Genomic DNA, 18,674 nt, shown 5'->3' with positions numbered 1-18,674 from the left:
AGCGGTATCGTTCGATAGCAAGGTGGCCGCCGTGGCGGATGCAGCGGTTGCCGTGAAGAAGTTTCGTCGGTTCAACATCGATAGCTTTGTGGGTATGAGAAAACGGAAGGTTTTGCGTCTGGGAAGGTGACAATTTGTAACAAAACAGCTCTGCACACGACTGGCTAATCGATCATACTGTCTGAGCGGTCGTTCGAGGCCGCCCCCGCCATAAATCCCTCCTTCGAATTGGTTCTCGCCGGCATGTCCCTTGGAACCCCCTCGCGATTTCGTCATTTCACGACGCTAACCGCCCTCGCGTTATTCGCTTCACTCGTGTTTTGTTCACCCGCTCGCGCCGACGAACCCGAGATTCGGTTCTCGTTTCAAGGCACCGCTTGGCGAGACGTGATTGAATGGTTGGCTGAACAATCCGGTTCGGCGCTGCACATCAGCGATCTTCCTACTGGCAGCTTCACCTATCAAGACTCGAACGCGTTCACTCCGCAAACCGCGATCGACCGAGTGAACCTGTTTCTCTTGCCCCAAGGCTTCACCATCGTTCGGTCGGGCAAGCTGATGTCGGTTGTGAATCTGGCAGACCCGCGAAGCATGCAACAGCTCGACGCACTCGCCAAGCTGGTTGAACCAGATGAACTCGATTCGCAACCCGATCATGACGTCGTCAAGTGCATTTTCCCGTTGGGAGAACTGAAGCCCGAAGACGCGATCGCTGAACTGACGGCATTGCAATTGATGACGACGCCGGCAGTTTTTGAAAAGACCAAACGCATTCTCATCACTGATTCGGTGGGCAAGCTGAAGAATGTCCGCGCGATCATAGGCGCCTTCCAACCCGATGCGATGGACAACGGAACGATCGTTGCCAGCTTTACGCTCGAGCACGTCGACGCCGAAGACGTCCTTGTCGTCGCGCGTCCGCACCTGGGGCTGGCAACGGGCGAAATGATTGGGATCGACGTCAGCATTTCGGCGGATCCTTTGGGCAAGAACATCTTTGTCACGGGAGTCGAAGACAAGGTAAAGGTCATCGAGCGACTGATCGAAGCGGTTGATACACCGAAAGAAAGTCTTTCCCCCACCGACAGCGACAACATCCTGAAGTCGTACGTTATCGAATCAGGAAACGTCGAAACGGTCTACGGAGTCTTGCAAACGCTAATGGCCGATCGCGTCGTGCGTTTGTCGATGGATGATAAAACCAACGCAATCGTCGCATTGGCGAATGCCCAGGTGCAAGCCGAGATCTCGGAAACGATTTCAAAACTCAAGGCGGATGACGCTGACTTCGAGGTCATCACGCTCACTTGGGTCGATCCTTACTATGCCGTGACATTGATCGAGCAGATGCTTGACTTGCCCGGCCCAATGGATGATGTCGACGAAGACGATTTTGACTTCCTTCCCCCTAAGATCGATGCCGATCCCGAGCGACGACGGTTGTTTGTTCGCGGCAAACGGCACCAGATCGATCAGATCAAGAAGATTGTCGAAGGACTCGACGTCAGCACCAACACCGAAGTGAATTCCGAAATCCGCATGGTGCCACTTCGAGGCGACTTAGCAAAACGTGTGCTTCGCACGGCCGCGAAGTTCTGGTCCGAAGACAACCCCATCGTTTTGTACGAGCCGCTTGTTCCACCAAGCTCTAGCTACCAAGAACGTGTGGTTGGTGAAGATCAATCGATCGGCGACAGCGATTCGCGAACATCCGATGGCGAATTGATGCTCGCGGCAACTTCGACGCTGGCCGGCGATACCGATCAAGTCGTTTGGCTTGCTGGGAATAGCAAGTCACCCTCCGCAACCATTCGTTGCCAATTGACCACGCGAGGATTGTTGTTTCAAAGCTCTGATACAACGGCTCTTGATTCGTTTGAACAACACTTGCAGATGATCGCGGGACCCACGGACACCGCGTCCGCACCGCCAACGGTGTTTTACTTGAAGTACACCAAGGCGCACGACGGGATGCGAATGTTGGCGGAATTGCTCGACGGTGGCGAAACCGCTTCTCGAAGCGACTCGGGCGGTCTGGTCAATGGTTTCGTGTCCTACAGCAGTAATTTTCTTGGCAGCATTCTGATGGCTCGCGATGGGACGATGACGATGACCAACGATTCGCTAACGGTCGTTGCGGATTCGAGGCTCAATCGCTTGATCGCGCAGGGGTCCGCTTCAGACATCCAGCGGATCGAGAACTATCTGAAAATCATCGACCGCGATAGCAGCATCACGTCGGTGGAAACGTATGGCGCGTCGCGAGTGATCGAGCTACAACACACCCGAGCCACCGAGGTTGCCGCCGCGATCACCAGCGCGTTTGCGAATTACATTGGTAAGCCCGAGGATGGCACCGGCGGTCAGTCCAACGACCGGCGACGCGATCGCGGCGATGATGATCGCGACAACGATTCGGATTCTCGAAGCCGTCGTGACCGAGACGACGACCAGGACGAGGATCGGAACGAACCACGCGTGGCTGCGGCCGGTAAAGTACGCGACCTTGAACCACGCTTGATTGTTTCGGTTCACGAACCCAGCAATGCGTTAATCGTCACGGCCCCACCGGCCCTGTTCGAGAAGGTTGAAGCACTTGCTCGCAAGATAGATTCCCAGGCTCAGCAGACGGTGCAGATGATCAGTCCCGTCAATGGTGAGGCAATGGAGGCGTTGTTGAAGCAAATGTTACTGGGCGACCCCAGCGCAACTTCTCGTCCCAATCAAAGTCGCCCGTCGACTCCCGCGCGATCGACCACAAATCGCACCGGAGCGAGACGATGATTCGCGTTTGCTACCGTCATCCCGGCACGACCTCGGGCGACTCATCGGATCGTTGGTTGACGAGGGTGCCCCGGATTGCAATCGTCGCTGCGATCTTTGCGACTGTCGTGTTGTTGAACGTCTCGGCCAACGCTCAATCGGGTCTGCGTCAGTCTCTTGAACGCCTCGACACCGATGAAGATGGCAAGGTATCACCTGAAGAGATCACGCCGTTGGCGAGGCCGTACCTTGAACGTATCACCAAAGCACGACGAATGCGGTTGGATCGTCCCAACGACATCGACAAACTGCAGGAAGCCGCACGAATCTACTACGCTCTGCAAAATGGTGTATCCGGGGAAGATGTCGAACCAAATCTTGATGGTCATGTCGCGTCGCTGATGCCCGATGACGATGACAAACTGATTCCCGCGTTTGGCCTGCGCGAAGTGAAGTACCCGTACACGCAATCCGATTTAGACGAAGCCGCCCGAACACTGCGACGGTACGATCGCAATCGGGATGGTTACATCGATCGTCGCGAGGCCGATCGAGCACGTTGGACGCATCGCGATCCATTCAACGCGGATATGGACAAGGACAACCGGCTTAGCAAGATCGAGTTGTCGCAGCGTTACGCTCGCCGACGAATGATCGCTGATGAGTCCGATGAATTGGTACAACGCGCCAAACGTGTTGGAAACGGCATCGAATCGTCGGATCCCGAACGCGAAGAACGGCGCAATCCGAATGAGTGGTGGCAACGAGGTGGAAAAAGCACTTGGTTAACCGCGACCTTGATGGGCCGATTCGATCGCAATCGAAACGGGCGACTCGAATCGAACGAGACGATCGCGATGGGGTTGCCGATCTCGCAAATGGATCTCGACCGCAATGGCGAGCTGTCCCGCGAAGAACTGCACGCTCACGTTTCGACGATGCAGGATGAACTAGGTGACGAATCGAAGGGGTTGCCGAGTTGGTTCTTTGAGCGAGACCTTAACGGTGATGGACAAGTTTCGATGACGGAGTTCACCGAGGAATGGTCCGACGAAATCATGGCCCAGTTTCTGTCTTGGGACACCAATGAAGACGGGTTGCTGACCGAGACCGAAATGATTGCTTCCAAGGCGATCGTGGGCGGAACCTATTCGAACCGAACTGCCGAAGCACTGCCGCCCGGTCGAACGATCATTTCCGAGATTGAAGTTGCCGAGGACTTTCCGATCGGTGACTTGAATCTTCAACTTTCCTTGTCTCATTCCAACGTCTCGCATCTTGACGCTTACCTGACCGGACCCGATGGCGAACGAATCGAATTGTTCACGGAAGTCGGTGGCGGTGATGACAATTTCCAAGACACGGTCTTTGACGATCAGGCCGAACGTCCAATCGAAAAAGGAAAGCCTCCGTTTGAAGGGTCGTATCGCCCTGAAGGCGCGTCGCGCGGACAAGCTGGACTGAGTGCATTCACGGGTAAAAGCATCAAAGGTGTCTGGCAGCTCGTGATCCGTGGAACTCGCAACGAACGGTTCGGGATGCTTCATCATTGGAGTCTGTTGGTTCGCCCGCAAGAGTTGACCGACAATGGCGACGCGTTGTCGACCGGCAATGCCGCGATGGGAACCGTGTTCGCCAGCGAAGCGAATGAGATGGCAAATTTCAATCGATTCCAACGCGATGGATCTCAGCGTGATTGGCGAGAACGTGGTGACTCCGAGGGAGGCGATTCGCGAAGCCGTGACCGCGATGAACAAAACCGCCGTCGGTTCTACGAACATATGAACCGTGAAATCGAGAGCCAAGTCGCCGCAGGCAAATTGACTCGCGAACAGGCCAACCGCAAATGGGGCGAGATCAAAGCCGCGGAAGAACGCCAACGTCGCGAACGACGTTAAAGCTGGTTCATTCGCACCTTGAAACAGCAGCGTTCTAATTGAGTCCGCGTTGGGCCCCCGTTGATGCCCAGCGTTTGCTTGAACCCACTACAGGGTGCAAACTACAGGGTGCAAACTACTGTGTGCGAGTGGATTGATTGACCCACTGTGCGGCTTGCTTGAGAACCGTCGGACTCAGTGGTTCGTTGTGACCTAGTCCCGGCACCTCGACGAACTCCTTGATGTCGGTTCTCGCAGCAGCGTAGAGCGATCTGGCACGTTCCAACGGTACGATCTTGTCTTGGGTACCATGGATTTGCAGCAACGGCCCTTCGTAAACCGTCAACCTCGCTGCGGAATCGTAGCGGTTCTTCATCAATGACTTGACGGGTAAGAACGGGTACTTCTTTGCGCCCACCGCGTAAAGACTGTCAAAGGTACGTTCGAGGACCAACGCTTTAGCACCGTCGCGACAGGCCAACGCCGCGGCACAGCCTCCTCCGAGCGATTGCCCGTAGACAATGATGTCCGTTGGCTCGATACCGTAGCGATCGCATAAAAAGTTGCGAGCGGCAAAGCAATCCTCGATGACACCTCGCTCGGTTGGCCTGATGTCGTCTTCAAAGCCTCGATACTCGGCGGTCAGCACGTTGGCTCGAAAAGTATCAGACAGCGTTTTGGTCCATTGGTCCAACCAAGCCGCTTTGACTCCGTTTCCATGCAGAAACAAAACCACGTCGCTGGCGTCATCACGTTCGATCAAGCGTGAATGAATCGTGACCTCGCCTGGTGCGATGTACGTCACCGTTTCAATACCCGGCACGGGCGTTACGGATCGGCCGGCCGAGTTCATGTACGCGCCGGGGTACACGATCCGCTCTTCCATCAACACCATTGCGATCAACAAGCCCACGTAAAACATCAATGCCAATTTGGCCATCCCCAGAACAATCCGAACCGGAAGGCTTCGTACGGGCCTGTACTTCTTGCGTTTGACTGACCTCGAAGGTGCCTTGGGCTTCTGGTCGATCGTCATCTGCGGGGACGGCTTAGCGTTAGACATGCTCGTCATCTTAGCGAACCGCTATGCGTCTTGGGGCATCGGTGTTCCAGATCGACGTCAATTGCCCGTCCCATCGACTGCGTCATTGCCTACGACCGGAACAACCCAAACAATTTCAAGCCGCAGCGAAGCCAAAACGCGGCGCCCCACCAATCGGAACGCCGCCGCGTGGTATCTTTGAACATGTTTACCCTCGATCACACCACCGACATCATTGCCGACGCCGACAAGTTACGTCGTTGGCGAAACGGTCGCATTGTGATGGAACACGGCAAGCTCGTCCGCGTTGAAAAACGCCTGATGTGTGGCAATGTCTCGATGGCTCAAGTTTGGTGGCAGGCTCATTACGGACGCACCGACGACGCAATTTGCTGGCTCGACTATCACCAACCTCGCGGATTGCCAGGGTTTCTTACCCTTGATTATGTTCGCAGTGGCTCACAAGCCGGTTACCGTTCGTTCAGCGGTGCCGTTCATGTCTTGCACGAGATCGCCAAGATACGCGGCGCTCAAGCCATCGTTGCTCATGTTTCCAATGGCAAGATTTCCGATCGCTTCCTCGAGCGAATGGGATGGCAACGTCACCTGGAAGATTGGAAAGGTCGACATTGGATTCGACGCTTCTACGATGGTTATCCCGAATCGAATTTAGCTCGGTTCAGCTAGCACTTCGATCATGCCATCACGTTCGCGGACCTCGTAAACTCGCTGCAACGGTTGGCGATTGATGGTCTGGATACCGCTAGCAAGTTCGTATTGCCAGCCGTGCCACGGACAAGTCACGCATCCATGCGCCACCGTACCCTCGGCAATCGGTCCGCCTTGATGAGCACACATGCCATCGAGCGCATACAGGACACCGTCGCTTCGGAAGACCGCGATAATTTGCTGGCCGACCACCACTTCGATCGCGGCGTCATCGCAGACCGCATTGGATTGAGCGACGGGGATCCAGTTTTCATGCGACATTGAACGGTTCGTCCGAAAGCGGTTTGAAGGGAAGGGCGTGAGGTGATAACGAGCTTGCGGGAGCGTTGCGACACCTATCCCACGTCGACACGTCCGGTACAATTCTTGGCAGTGTAACCGACAATTTTCGTGCCACCAACGATGGAGTTTGCTGTGGCTGCTACGCCAATTTTCTCTTGCGATTCTCGACTCGCATTCATTCCCCGCATTCTAGCCTTAGGACTGATCGCCGCTTGGTTGCCGATCATCGCCTTCGCCGACGAACCCACTAAGGAAGACTCCGTGACTGAATCTGCTGCTTCACTTCCAGAGAAGATCACCGAGATCGAGGGAATTTCGGAATACAAGCTCGAGAATGGCGTGCGAGTGTTGTTGTTCCCCGACCCCAGCAAAGAAGTCGTCACGGTCAACATGACTGTGTTTGTCGGTTCTCGTCACGAAGGCTATGGCGAAGCCGGCATGGCTCACCTGCTCGAACACATGTTGTTCAAAGGTACGCCTAGTCACCCCGATATTCCTAAGGTCTTAAAGGATCGCGGTGCTGGTAATTCAATGAATGGCACCACGTGGATGGACCGCACCAACTACTACGAGACCTTGCCGGCTAGCGGCGACAATCTTGAGTTCGCGATCCGCCTGGAAGCTGACCGGTTGGTCAACAGCTTCATCAAGGGCGAAGACCTCGAGAGCGAAATGACCGTGGTTCGCAACGAGTTCGAGAGCGGTGAAAATTCGCCGATCCGTGTCCTGATGCAGCGGATGCAGTCCGCGGCTTTCGATTGGCACAACTACGGCCGTTCGACGATTGGCAACCGCAGCGACATCGAACGCGTGCCTGTGGTTCGGTTGCGTAAGTTCTACAAGAAGTTTTACCGCCCGGATAACGTCATGGTCGTTGTCGCCGGTAAGTTCGAACCGTCCGAAGCACTCAAGCACGTCGAACAATACTTCGGTTCGCTCAAGAAACCCGACACCCCGATCGACGACACTTACACGACCGAACCGGCGCAAGACGGTGAGCGAACCGTGGTGCTGCGACGCGTCGGTGAAGTCCAGTTTGCTGGAACGGCGTACCACATTCCCGCCAGCAGCCACCCTGACTTCGCCGCCGCCAAAGCGCTGATGTACATCATGGGTGACGAACCGAGCGGCCGGCTTTACAAGAACATGGTTGAAACCAAATTGGCATCGAATGTTTACGCGATCGCGTACGCGTTCACCGAACCGGGTTTATTCATGACGATTGCGGAAATCCCAATGGAAAACTCGCTCGAACAGGGACGCCAAACCCTGATCGACATCATGGAACATGGGTTTGAAGAAAACCCGATCACCGAAAAAGAGCTCAACCGTGCCGTGCAACAAATGCTCAAGAGTCGCGAACTCGAATCGGCCGACCCAGGTCGTCTGGCGATCTCGTTAAGCGATTGGGCCGCCCAAGGTGATTGGCGTTTGTACTTCCTGTTTCGCGATGCAATCGAGGCTTTGACAGTCGATGACGTTCAACGGGTTGCCGACCGATACTTTACGCAAAACAACCGAACGGTTGGCCTGTTCATTCCCAGTGAGAAGTCTGATCGAGCGATCATTCCCGAATCACCTGACTTGCAGCAAGTGTTGAAGGACTACAAAGGCCGCGAAGCGATGGCGGCTGGCGAAGTATTTGACCCAACGCCGCTCGCCATCGAAGAACGTACCGAGCGAGGCACGTTGGTAGGCGGGATCGAGTACGCACTGATGCCAAAGAAGACTCGAGGCGAAACGGTCAACCTTCTAATGACGTTGCGATTCGGTACCCCGGAAACTCTGGCGGACAAAGTGGGCCCGATGGAATTGATGGGACTGCTAATGTCCAAGGGCACCGAGAAATTGGACAATACCGAATTGCAAGACGAATTGACGCGGCTGCGTACCGAGTTGTCCATCAACTCCACCACCGGTGTGCTGCAGATGTCAGTGAAAACGAAGCGAGAGTTCTTGCCCGAAGTGATCGAATTGATCGCCGACATTGCACGAAATCCAAAACTTGATGCGGCGGAACTCGATGTGATCAAACGCCAAGTCGTCACGGGCTTGCAGAAGAGCACGGTCGAACCCCAAGCACTTGCACCGCGTGCGGTACGCCGAGCGCTTTCGCCGTACCCCAAGGGCGACGTGCGATACGTGCAAACGTTCGACGAAGAAATCGCAATGTACGAATCCGTTACCGTCGATGAAATCAGATCACTGCACGAGGATTTCCTGAGCAACCAGCAGGGCGAGCTCGCGGTGGTGGGCGACTTCGAAGCCGATCAAGTAAAGTCGCTGCTGAAAGATCGGTTTGCGGATTGGAAGTCTGACATCGAGTTCGTACGTGCGGACCGTGAGGCTCATCCCGAGATCGCTGGCGAAACAATCGCAATCGAGACTCCAGACAAAGCAAATGCGTTGCTCTACAGCAGCCAACAATATTCGCTGTCCGATACCGATCCAGAATACGCGTCGCTAGTTCTGGGCAACTATATCCTTGGCGGTGGATCGCTAAGCAGTAGGCTGGGAAACCGCGTTCGCCAGCAAGAAGGTTTGTCCTACGGTGTCCGTAGCGGTTTGTCATCCAAAGAGCGTGACAAGCGAGTCGACTTTACGCTCTACGCGATCACCAATCCGGGTAACAAAGATCGGTTGCTCGAAGTGATCATGGAAGAGCTCGATCTGATACGTGATCAGGGCGTGACGGAGGAGGAGCTTGCCCAAGCCAAAGTCGCCTATCTGCAAGCGGCCAAGGTTCGTCGAACCAACGATGGGGCGGTGGCGGGCGACCTGCTAAGCACGTTGTTTGATGGCCGGACGATGGCTGCCGCGGCTGAGCACGAATCGCAGATTGAGGCTGCCACGGTGGAGAGCGTTAACAGCGCGATCAAGAAGTACATCGTCCCCGAGAAGCTTGTGATTGCCGTCGCGGGCGACTTTGCAGCGGCCGCGAAGGAAGCCAGCGAGAAGGCAGCCAACGCGAAGGACGACGGTACGAGTGAGTCGTCGGAACAGAAAGCGGCCGCCGCATCGGCCAACTAGGTCAAGCGAATTTCTCGATCTGATCGTCACGCGAGCACCTGAGACTTAAGCACCTGAGACTCGAGCACCTGAGACTTAAGTGCAATGAGTTCGGGTGCTAGCGAGGACATCGGATGCCCGCAGCAACGCTTTTGCAAGCGCTCAGGGAACGAGCTAAGCTAAGTATTCCAGGCAAACACGTTCCCCCACCACCAGTGGGCGTGTCGCCCAAAGTGTGTGTTGGCAGACATAGGCGTTCACGATGACAGCGTCGCAACCGACACCGATTGCATTGCCGCCCGCGGAGAAGCACGCATTCCCGTTTCATATCGCCAACCTGCGGTACGATCTCGGTCTCGCCAAATCGCTCCTTGGCGATCCACCCTACCGCGACTGGGTGGATGGACTCGGCGACGCGGATTACTGGGCATTCGCTTATCCTTGCGGACTCCGCGTCCTGTACGAATTCATCGAACCACTTGGTGCTGGCATGACTGGCATCGCTAACGTGTTCGCCGACTTGCCAGAAATCGAACACGCAATCCGCCATCTGCCTTTTCCGAAAACCATCCAGACTGCGTCCACCCTCGACGCAAACTCACGCGAGATCGAGGCGTTTTCCACGATGGAACCGTGGGCGCATCCGCTTGGGGCGCTAACGTCTTTTCAAGTGTGGCGTCAGGGAGATGATGGCAATGCAATGCCTGTTGGGCACCCGACAACCGAGCGGGACGCGAAATGCTGGGTTGCCGAACTCGAGTCGCACGGCCACAAACAAATATACTGGCACGATCACTCGTAGTTCAATGTCTGCCAACATGGTTTTTACGCTAGGCCCTTCGGGCACACCTTGGCTCTTTGGCAACGGGCCAAAGCCTTGATACAATATCCGGCAGTTCAGGCGTCCCCCGCTTCGTTCAGGGCGGTGTCGTAAAAACCTTCCGTTGTGTGACGCAGGTTCATCGGTATGCAGGCATTTCGATACCCGATGTCGTCATTCAACTTCGTGTTCAGCGACCTCACGAGTGCGACGCACCTTCGCTTTTCCATCCCCGATTCAACGCTTAACTGGCTCTCCACGCTTTCCGGTGACGCGAAACAACACGCAACCACTGGGTTCACGCGCGAAGAAGGACTCCTGCACAAACAAGACCACCGCCGATTGTTCTTCATGCTCTTGCGCATCCTTATGCCGGAGGATGCTCAATCGGTTATTGATGCTGCGGAGCGTTTCGATCGACTCAAATGGAATCACGTTGACAAGTATGGATATGAAGACGCCGCCAGATGCAAGCGTCAACACGACTTGGCGTTTGCGTCACTTGCAAACTTTGTGAATGGTGATTCAACCGTCCTTCCAGATCATCTCCAGCAACTCTTCAAATTGCTTGCAGCCGAATCGGTAGCGTAGCGTCACGCCACCTGGTTAGTGCGCGAGTGCCTTCGGTCCCCAGACGCAGCGCCAAGCCTTTCCCGATTGGCGACGGGCGTGGTGTTGGTAAAATGTTTCGTAGTTCAAGATCGTTCTCTTCGATGGAGAACGGCGACGAGAATATCTTTCCTTAGGTGCACCAGTGAATGATGAGCGTCACTCTCTTTCCTATTCAGGTTGACGGTTCGGCTGAAGACTTTACCGGTGCATTGCCCGGACTGGCAGTCTCGATCACGGAATACACGTCAGCGATGTATGCCAAGTCGGGGTTTGTACGACCATGGATCGGATACTTGGCTGCGCGCAGTTCGACCATCGTCGGCACTTGTGGCTTTAAGTCTCCGCCGGACAATAATTCGGTAGAAATTGCATACTTCACTTTCCCGGGGCATGAAGGTGACGGCGTTGCAACTGCGATGGCGCGGGAACTGGTTCAAATCGCAGCATCTGAAGCTCCTGGTATCCTGATTACTGCTCAAACCTTAGTGCAACGTAATGCATCTCACCGAATTCTTGAGAAACTGGGATTCGTTGCCCACTCCACCACGGATCACCCGGAAGACGGAACCGTTTTGGTTTGGCACCGGAATACCTAGAATCCATTTAGCGTTAGTCACTCCACGCTTAACTTCGCCTGTTTGCGTTCGCGATGATTTCGGTTCACCTACTTCAAGTCACATGTCCGTCGTCACATGTCCGTCGTCACATGTCCGTCGTCACATGTTCGTCGTCACATGTTCGTCGTCACATGTTCGTTTGGGGCGGTGAAGAGATTCTTCCGTTTAGTCGGTCTCGATGAATAGTGTTTCCAGCCCATCCGACGTTCCTCTGATCCTGTTTTCAGGCATGGGTGCCGACGCGTCCGTCTTCCTTCCACAAACCGTCGCATTTCCGAATTTGATTGTTCCCGAGTGGGTGGTCCCCAACGATGGTGATGACTTGCGGTCGTATTGCGTGCGGATTGCTGACGCTCTCGCGGTTGACCGGCCCTGCATCGTCGGTGGAGCATCCTTCGGTGGCATCGTGGCGCTCGAGATGACGCGACATATCAATGCGATGGCTTGCATCCTGATCGGTAGCATTCGCGGGCCGCATCAGCTCCCTCAACGCATTCGAATCCTTCGGCCATTCTCCGCCGCGCTCAATATCACACCACTGACGTTACTGCAGAAATCCGCGGCATTATCTGCAGTTGCTGCCCGCAGTGCTGGTGCAAAACACCTTGCGGGTATTACCCGTCAATTCTCGCGTGCCGATGCTGATGTCCTCCGCTGGTCCGCACGGCAAATTCTTTCATGGGATTCATCCTACGAAGATGTTGACGTGCGCCACATTCACGGTGATCGCGACAACGTTTTTCCCATTTCCTGCGTTGAACCCGACGAAGTGGTTGCCGGTGGTGGGCACGTTATCTCGATGACACACGGATCGCAGGTAAACGAATTTCTCCGCAAACACATCTCGCAAATCACCGGTACCTAGCATGGCTTTTACGCTGGGTCTTTGACACACCTTCGTTGGTGGGCGACGCTTACCGGCATTGGTTCCAGTGGCAGGATTGTCACGTTCCATGAAACCATCGCGTATATTTCTTTGGTGTATTGTTGTCCGTCGTCCTGGTGTCAAATCAGCAATCGACCACACACACGTTTCGCAGATCGATCACTATTTCTATTCGTCGCCGAGGAAGTGCTGAAAGAAAGAGTAGATCACTTCGTTTGAATCTTCGTTGGGTGCGTGGTCGGGTCGATTGGTCATGGCGACTCGATTGCGATGACCTAAGACTCGGTTGACTTCGATGGAAAGATTCAGCGCTTGCCAACGACTTGGCGGATCCACTGCGCCGCCGGAAACCAAGAAGGGCCGAGGGGCCATGAGAACATGCAGTTCATGCAAGTCTCGACCGGCGGCTATTAGTTCGGGATACAGCCCACGTGCTGGATTGTCATTAGTAATCAGCCCGCGTTTGCGCCAGGGTCGGGGATGAGAGCCCAGGTACCACGGTTCCCAATAGTTGACGTCTTCTTGATCTTCGTCAAATACGATGCCCGCGTCCGACCAAGCGGCACACGCATAGTTGGGAAACAGGCAGGCGGCAAACATGGCCCACTTGCCACCATAGGAATGCCCTACGATGCCGATCCGCTTCGAATCCACCTCGGGACGACTCGCCAAAACGTACCAGGCGTTCGCCGCGGCGTAACCGAGCATCGAAAGCGGTTCCACCTGCACGTCATCCAAATCTGGATAATGAATCGAGTAGGTTCTTGCCTGGGTAGACTGCGTCGTACCGATGGATAGCGTCACAAAACCTCGCCGCACCAATTGCAGTGCGAAATCGCGATCAGCTTTCCCCATCCCGATTGCGGTTTCCGGTTCGTAGTACACGGTCACGACGCCTGGATGAGGTCCGGGGCCATCGGGAATCAATAGATAACCCTTGGTAGTTTGGTTAGGCGTCCAGCGAAATTGAATGTGGTGTTGAGTGAAGCTTTCTCGATGACTCGTTTCTAGAAGCGTTACCTCCGGTTGTTTGATCAGAGGAGGCCACTTCCCCATCAAGCCTTCCCACTGGTCAACGATCTCCGCCCGGCGGCGTCGCCAATCGTCTGGCGTGGTCACGCGAGAACCATCCGCGAATTGAAGCGGTGACGTATAAGGACCGGTTTCGCCTTGCCAACGCCGCGGCGGCGTAAAGTAAGGCCCAATGGTGGTGGCGGGAGTTGAATCCACGGCAATATCGTTGGGTCGATTCCACTTCAATTTTGCGATGAACACGCTGTTGTCACTACCGTGCTTTTCGACTCCGTCAGGTTGCATCCACTCGGCAACGGTCACCCATGTTTCATCGGGTGACACGTCAGTGACCCCAAAGTTACCCAGCCTGGCACCGCGTTGAGGAACCAGGATCTTTTCGGTAGAGCGAATGACGTGCAGTTCGTCGGGGTCGACGCGAGCGATATACAAAGGAGCGCGATGTCGAAAGACGTGGCTGTTGTCCTTCGACCGCCTGGTGTAGACCAAGTACAGCCCATCCCGATGCGTTACCCAGTGTTGCTGGGTGTTGTAGTTGCCCAGGTCACTTCCATCATCGAATGTCCAGCGTTGTTGCTTTGCAAAGTGAAGACCATCGTCGCTGACGCTCACGTAGCCGTGATCGTCGTTTCGCATCGTCAAGAAGTAGCGTCCCTGAAAGAACGTCAACGAGGGTTCGTAAAGGCCGCGTTTAATGGGAATGGTCAATTCGTTGCCATGTTCAACATAGTCAAGCGTTCGGCCATCAAATCGGCATCGGCAGACTGTCACGGCGTATTGGTTTTGCGTCGGTTCCTTCATAGAGATCGGAATCAGCACGTCACCGCCCGGCAGATCCACGCGTTGACCGCTCCCTGATCCGGCACACTCGAACTTAGGTTCCATGGGAAGGTCCACGGTGTCCCATGCTGACCACCGTTTACCCAAGGTGTCATACACCGCATACGCGATTCCACGCGGACGCACGGGAAGGACATGGTCGTTGCGATACCAAACCGTATGCCCCAAGCCGAGCAATCGCTGGCTGGCCGCGTGCCAAGCGGGAGTAAAGTCACAGACAGTTGTTTCGTCACCCGCGTGAAGCAGTTCCGGCGCCATCGCGGCACCCGTGGGCAAGCGATCTGAACCCGCGACGACTCTTTGTCTGGCAAAAGAGTCTTGTAACGATGGATCAGTCCATGTTTCTCCCCGGTCGTAAGAATTGGTTTGATGCAATGCGTCGAACAAGTCTGCCCCTAAGTCCGCCCCATGAAGCATCAACGGTTGCATCGTCATGACCACAAGCGGTTGCTGGGACTTATTTCCCGGTTGACCGGCCGGGATCACTCCCGCGCGAGCGTGCACCCAACACCGGGTTCCATCAAACCCATGATGCGCAATCGAGCGTTCAACCGTGAACGCAAGGTCATCCTGGGCGACAGCAACAAGCGGTGTCAGCATCGCAAACGCGAAATAGATCCAGCAGAGGTTCCTCATCGGCAGCCCATCGTTGGTGTTGTTTCGAAGACTTGGTCTCATCGCGATCAAATTGAAAGCGACTGCGGGGGAAAGCTGCTATTGTATGCCGCAGTCGTGCGAAGCGTGGACGCTGGCGGACAGCCATCCGAGGCGGATGCGTTCGAAGCGGAACGTGGCGGCGGAGCACAAACTGGATTGACCTACTTTGGGTGAGCCAGTGTCTTGTTTGAGTGAATTGGTGTCCTGGTGGCGTAATCCCACCCATTCCTGCGTCGGCCGTAAACGCTTGGATTGCACTAGCGGGTCTCGAAGGCAAGCGCAAAGAACCACTGTTTCGACCCACACTTACGCCACGCGGCCAGGGTCGCGACGGCTTTACCGAAGATCGGATGACGGTTCGTTCAATCCAACGCCTCGTTAAGAAGTACTGCGCACAAGTCGGGATAGATGAGGAAGTCAGCGTTCACTCACTTCGCGTGACCGCTGCAACCGAAGCGGACAAAGCGGGCATTCCGTTGATAGACATTCAGCATTGGCTCGGTCACAAGGACCCACGAACCACACTACGTTACATTCGCGGGACGGAGAATTTGGATCGCAGCCCTGCCTATACGATCCGCTATGGCTAGTGTGGTCCTTCTTCAATGAAGTTAGACACATCGCTTGGAGATCGAAGTTCTGGTATCTTGTTGCTTCCTGCTCGCCGAACACGCAACCATTTCAAGTTAAGTGTCTTGACTGCGTCTCCCCGCTCATACGTACCGCCTTTTGCTTCAGGTCGGACCGCTAGTCCCTCAACTGATATGTGACTCGGTACGTCGTGCCCGTCTTTCTCTCCCCACGTGATCGACTGGGTAAAGTACTTTACGAGAGGATAGTCTCCAATCGCTCTCGAAACACTGTATTTAATGGGGACAGCCTTTTCTTTACTGAAGACCCATTCGCGCAAGTCGAATCCACCATTGCTGGCATCCACTCGCACAGAGTAACGCACGTCGCTCCCTTCCGATTCGCGTTTCACGGTAGACGTCTTGGAAAGAATGGCGGAACTCAGAACTGCGAGTTCTTTCTTACCGTCGTCGTAGTAGGGAAATCTTATAACAGGGAAAAAATCCGGTAGCAGTGCGCCAGACTCCAACAATGCTTCCTCAAAGTCCAGAATAGCACCGCCACGGTTCTCAGGAACTATCGGAAACTTCTTTATCTTCTTTTCGGCAATCACAAGGGCATTGATCATGAACCTTCCATGGTCATGACGTTCTGCCGCGTATATAGCAGTCTCACGCTCACGATCGAGTTGAAGCCGAAATTTCATAGCCACGTCGCCATCAGCGCCAGCTTCAAAGACGCGGATGTCTGAAAGTTCACCGACAACATCAAAGGGCGACAGCGATCGCATCAGAGCGACAGATGTTTCAAGTGAGTCGACTAAGTCTGCTGCCGCCCCAGCATCACTTTCGACATGGGGACCAGGATCGGCATTCGCGACAAGCGAACCAAGAACAGCGACTAGCGTCAATTTTACAAATCTAAAGCAAACACCCATTTATGACGCCTTTAATGCTTTTTTATAGACTGGAACTCTCGGTTTCGACTACTGACCTTCCGGCGGGTCCGGTGGACACTCGGGATTCATAATCTTTACATCGAAGCGTTTGCTCGCAAAGTCATCGACCCAAAACGTTCCTCCACATTTCGATTGAGCGTCAGCGCACACTTCATTCGTGTTGCAGAATTGTAATTCTTCGCAGTACTTGAATGAAGCGTCCGTGGTAACGGTTTCACCTCCTGGCCCCTCTGCATGGATCTCGTCCCAAGGCGTAGCAGCCTTAGTTGTTCTACCAGTGCCTCTGAGTCCACTGGTTGCCGTGCATACATAGATTGGAACCGGACCTTGCCCCGGGCCTCCACCGCCTATCAGCGTTACGGTACAGCCCTTAGTCGAACAAGATTCATTAAACTACGGGCATGGTAGATCATAATACATCCAACACTCCTGGGCGATTGCGTACGCCGGAGTAGCAAGACCGACAATGCCCAATAGAAACAGCCGATAGATCGTTTTCATCGCTCAAACTCCTTAAACGTTGCAGAAATATCTCGCGTCAGTGTTTCTTTACCGCACACGACGCGAATGGAAAGGTTTACCGGTGAACCACGATCAGAGTTGCTCTCAAAAAGTGTTTTTTGTTTTTCCTCGGAAATGGAAAAATGTGTTTGCCAAATTCCGCCTGATAAGGATTTGGAATCCACCTTGAATTCGCAGGATTCGCCACTGAGCGTTATGAACGCAGATTTCGGCGACTCACTAGATCCGTCGTCATCACTTTCAACGCGGACAAATGCTCGTGCTTTGTAGTCGCCTCCATCTTCGTCCTGGCTAAATGTCAATAAGCCGGGCATGATACGAATCGCTTGGCTTGGCTGGACGATCAAGTCCGTCGAAGCGAGGTGTCCGGTCTGATCAGAAAACATTGAGATCTTGCCGAATTGACGCTGTGTTTTAAGTGGCTCTTTGAGATCTACGCTCGCATGAACAACGGATGCGTCCGCATCCATTTCAAATGTACCCTGCGCGCCATCGAGACCCTCAAGCGTAAATTCGAAGCTGCCTGGATCAAGGCGCTCTCCAAGAGCAATCGGAACGTCAAACTTGAGTTGCTTGCCCATTTCCTCGCGGTAGGGCACTACAGTCACAGATTCGAGAAAATCGTAGTACGTAGTACGCAGAGTAGTTACACGAAAAGCGAGCACTGACCACTTCACGTCCCTGTTTGATGAATCGTAGGAAGCCAAGCATTTTCGTCTCACGCGGACGGTCAACGCCGTTCAGCTTCAGCGTGAAAGTAAGCTTGCCTCCAACAGGAATAACACCGTTCTTGGGCTCAATCTGTTGGCAAGTACAAGAGGTCCCTACGTCGTCAAAGACAATTTTTTCCGACAGGTTGTTGAAGAGGGTTATCTCGACCTCAATCGCTTTTCCGGTAAGAACTTCACCGACGTCGAAAACAACCTGGGGTACTGGACGGCCGAGCTGCGGATGGATCGAGGCTTGGACGTGCAGCCGCTCTGAGGCGTCACCCGTTCCCTCCGATTCTGCAAACAGCATTTGCGGAAGCGAGATGGCAATCAAAATTGCAATCAGAAAAATGCGTCGATACAGCATTATGCCCCTGCCCCTTGGTTTCGACTAGTTCGACAATCGACCCATCGGGTTTGATTCTTACGGTGCAGCGGCATGTGGTCCAGTGAATTCCCTTTTTGTTTTCCAGCTTTAATATTGTCAACCGTTCCACAACGCCACCACGCTATGCTTCAAACTGGAGATGTTTGATCGCGTTCATTTAGGGCCCTGAGCAAAACAAAGTGTCCTGCGCACAAATGGCTTCGCGAATGAGAGACAAATGCCTTCGAGTGGGATCATCCCGTGCAATCGCACTACCGTTGATAACCAGTCGGGGCTCCAGGGTCCTTCGCTTGCAGCACCTCAACGCGGTTGTAGGCACGCGTGCAAAGCTCGGCTTTGGGTGAACCAGTGTCGTGTCTA

At 54.4% G+C, this 18,674-nt stretch carries 17 protein-coding genes; 11 read left to right on the top strand and 6 right to left on the bottom strand.

The window, feature by feature from the left end; translation table 11 throughout:
• Positions 1-243 precede the first annotated feature (243 nt).
• Complete coding sequence (locus Pla22_RS15760; protein WP_146515793.1) at positions 244-2,784, top strand: secretin N-terminal domain-containing protein; 2,541 nt, start codon at positions 244-246, stop codon at positions 2,782-2,784.
• The gene (locus Pla22_RS15755; protein ID WP_146515792.1) at positions 2,781-4,661 is read left to right on the top strand and encodes a proprotein convertase P-domain-containing protein; all 1,881 of its coding nucleotides are present in this window, start codon (positions 2,781-2,783) and stop codon (positions 4,659-4,661) included. The genes Pla22_RS15760 and Pla22_RS15755 overlap by 4 nt, the downstream gene beginning before the upstream one ends.
• Before the next feature lie 115 nt (positions 4,662-4,776).
• Here the strand turns inward: Pla22_RS15755 and Pla22_RS15750 are convergent, their stop codons facing one another.
• Positions 4,777-5,703, bottom strand: coding sequence for an alpha/beta hydrolase (locus Pla22_RS15750; protein WP_165440704.1), 927 nt, complete (start codon positions 5,701-5,703; stop codon positions 4,777-4,779).
• Between the two features lie 183 nt (positions 5,704-5,886).
• Here Pla22_RS15750 and Pla22_RS15745 point away from each other — a divergent pair, with 183 nt between their 5' ends.
• A complete protein-coding gene (locus Pla22_RS15745) occupies positions 5,887-6,369 on the top strand; it encodes a hypothetical protein (protein WP_146515790.1) in 483 nt (160 codons plus the stop codon).
• Here Pla22_RS15745 and Pla22_RS15740 read toward each other — a convergent pair.
• On the bottom strand, positions 6,352-6,672 hold the full coding sequence (locus Pla22_RS15740; RefSeq protein ID WP_146515789.1) for a Rieske (2Fe-2S) protein: 321 nt from the start codon (positions 6,670-6,672) through the stop codon (positions 6,352-6,354). The genes Pla22_RS15745 and Pla22_RS15740 overlap by 18 nt on opposite strands.
• A 153-nt stretch (positions 6,673-6,825) precedes the next feature.
• On the opposite strand from Pla22_RS15740, the gene Pla22_RS15735 reads away from it, so the two are divergent.
• The 5 genes from Pla22_RS15735 (at position 6,826) to Pla22_RS15715 (ending at position 12,616) form a co-directional block, all read left to right on the top strand.
• The gene (locus Pla22_RS15735) at positions 6,826-9,723 is read left to right on the top strand and encodes a M16 family metallopeptidase (RefSeq protein WP_242632089.1); all 2,898 of its coding nucleotides are present in this window, start codon (positions 6,826-6,828) and stop codon (positions 9,721-9,723) included.
• A gap of 241 nt (positions 9,724-9,964) precedes the next feature.
• On the top strand, positions 9,965-10,504 hold the full coding sequence (locus Pla22_RS15730; RefSeq protein ID WP_146515787.1) for a hypothetical protein: 540 nt from the start codon (positions 9,965-9,967) through the stop codon (positions 10,502-10,504).
• 186 nt (positions 10,505-10,690) lie between these two features.
• Positions 10,691-11,113 (top strand): hypothetical protein, encoded by a 423-nt coding sequence (locus tag Pla22_RS15725; protein ID WP_146515786.1) that lies wholly within the window; start codon positions 10,691-10,693, stop codon positions 11,111-11,113.
• A gap of 167 nt (positions 11,114-11,280) precedes the next feature.
• Positions 11,281-11,730, top strand: a complete 450-nt coding sequence (locus tag Pla22_RS15720) for a GNAT family N-acetyltransferase (RefSeq protein WP_146515785.1) — start codon at positions 11,281-11,283, stop codon at positions 11,728-11,730.
• Between the two features lie 199 nt (positions 11,731-11,929).
• Entirely contained in the window at positions 11,930-12,616 is a 687-nt protein-coding gene (locus Pla22_RS15715) for an alpha/beta fold hydrolase (protein WP_146515784.1), read from the top strand.
• Between the two features lie 189 nt (positions 12,617-12,805).
• Here Pla22_RS15715 and Pla22_RS15710 read toward each other — a convergent pair whose 3' ends face one another.
• The gene (locus Pla22_RS15710) at positions 12,806-14,944 is read right to left on the bottom strand and encodes an alpha/beta hydrolase family protein (protein ID WP_242632088.1); all 2,139 of its coding nucleotides are present in this window, start codon (positions 14,942-14,944) and stop codon (positions 12,806-12,808) included.
• 93 nt (positions 14,945-15,037) lie between these two features.
• On the opposite strand from Pla22_RS15710, the gene Pla22_RS25720 reads away from it, so the two are divergent.
• Together Pla22_RS25720 and Pla22_RS15705 are read left to right on the top strand one after the other, a co-directional pair.
• Positions 15,038-15,340 (top strand): hypothetical protein, encoded by a 303-nt coding sequence (locus tag Pla22_RS25720; RefSeq protein WP_242632087.1) that lies wholly within the window; start codon positions 15,038-15,040, stop codon positions 15,338-15,340.
• Between the two features lie 17 nt (positions 15,341-15,357).
• Entirely contained in the window at positions 15,358-15,756 is a 399-nt protein-coding gene (locus Pla22_RS15705) for a tyrosine-type recombinase/integrase (protein WP_146515782.1), read from the top strand.
• Here the strand turns inward: Pla22_RS15705 and Pla22_RS15700 are convergent.
• The 3 genes from Pla22_RS15700 to Pla22_RS25965 form a co-directional block, all read right to left on the bottom strand.
• Positions 15,753-16,646, bottom strand: coding sequence for a hypothetical protein (locus Pla22_RS15700; protein ID WP_146515781.1), 894 nt, complete (start codon positions 16,644-16,646; stop codon positions 15,753-15,755). The two genes, Pla22_RS15705 and Pla22_RS15700, sit on opposite strands and share 4 nt — an antisense overlap.
• A 545-nt stretch (positions 16,647-17,191) precedes the next feature.
• Positions 17,192-17,824 (bottom strand): hypothetical protein, encoded by a 633-nt coding sequence (locus Pla22_RS15695; protein WP_146515780.1) that lies wholly within the window; start codon positions 17,822-17,824, stop codon positions 17,192-17,194.
• Positions 17,775-18,089, bottom strand: a complete 315-nt coding sequence (locus tag Pla22_RS25965; protein WP_390620292.1) for a hypothetical protein — start codon at positions 18,087-18,089, stop codon at positions 17,775-17,777. The genes Pla22_RS15695 and Pla22_RS25965 overlap by 50 nt, the downstream gene beginning before the upstream one ends.
• Between Pla22_RS25965 and Pla22_RS25715 the strand changes: the two genes are divergently transcribed.
• Positions 18,021-18,200 (top strand): hypothetical protein, encoded by a 180-nt coding sequence (locus tag Pla22_RS25715; protein ID WP_242632085.1) that lies wholly within the window; start codon positions 18,021-18,023, stop codon positions 18,198-18,200. The two genes, Pla22_RS25965 and Pla22_RS25715, sit on opposite strands and share 69 nt — an antisense overlap.
• Positions 18,201-18,674: the final 474 nt, after the last annotated feature.

It is taken from the genome of Rubripirellula amarantea (assembly GCF_007859865.1).
Classification (GTDB): Bacteria; Planctomycetota; Planctomycetia; order Pirellulales; family Pirellulaceae; genus Rubripirellula; species Rubripirellula amarantea.
The sequence above is the reverse complement of the archived record's forward strand: the minus strand, read 5'-3'. Positions and strand labels throughout refer to the sequence as shown.

Coding starts and splice junctions, on each gene's coding strand:
- Pla22_RS15760 (WP_146515793.1), top strand. CDS start 244: ATGTCCCTTGGAACCCCCTCGCGATTTCGTCATTTCACGACGCTAACC.
- Pla22_RS15755 (WP_146515792.1), top strand. CDS start 2,781: ATGATTCGCGTTTGCTACCGTCATCCCGGCACGACCTCGGGCGACTCA.
- Pla22_RS15750 (WP_165440704.1), bottom strand. CDS start 5,703: ATGTCTAACGCTAAGCCGTCCCCGCAGATGACGATCGACCAGAAGCCC.
- Pla22_RS15745 (WP_146515790.1), top strand. CDS start 5,887: ATGTTTACCCTCGATCACACCACCGACATCATTGCCGACGCCGACAAG.
- Pla22_RS15740 (WP_146515789.1), bottom strand. CDS start 6,672: ATGTCGCATGAAAACTGGATCCCCGTCGCTCAATCCAATGCGGTCTGC.
- Pla22_RS15730 (WP_146515787.1), top strand. CDS start 9,965: ATGACAGCGTCGCAACCGACACCGATTGCATTGCCGCCCGCGGAGAAG.
- Pla22_RS15725 (WP_146515786.1), top strand. CDS start 10,691: ATGTCGTCATTCAACTTCGTGTTCAGCGACCTCACGAGTGCGACGCAC.
- Pla22_RS15720 (WP_146515785.1), top strand. CDS start 11,281: ATGATGAGCGTCACTCTCTTTCCTATTCAGGTTGACGGTTCGGCTGAA.
- Pla22_RS15715 (WP_146515784.1), top strand. CDS start 11,930: ATGAATAGTGTTTCCAGCCCATCCGACGTTCCTCTGATCCTGTTTTCA.
- Pla22_RS15710 (WP_242632088.1), bottom strand. CDS start 14,944: ATGACGATGCAACCGTTGATGCTTCATGGGGCGGACTTAGGGGCAGAC.
- Pla22_RS25720 (WP_242632087.1), top strand. CDS start 15,038: ATGATGCGCAATCGAGCGTTCAACCGTGAACGCAAGGTCATCCTGGGC.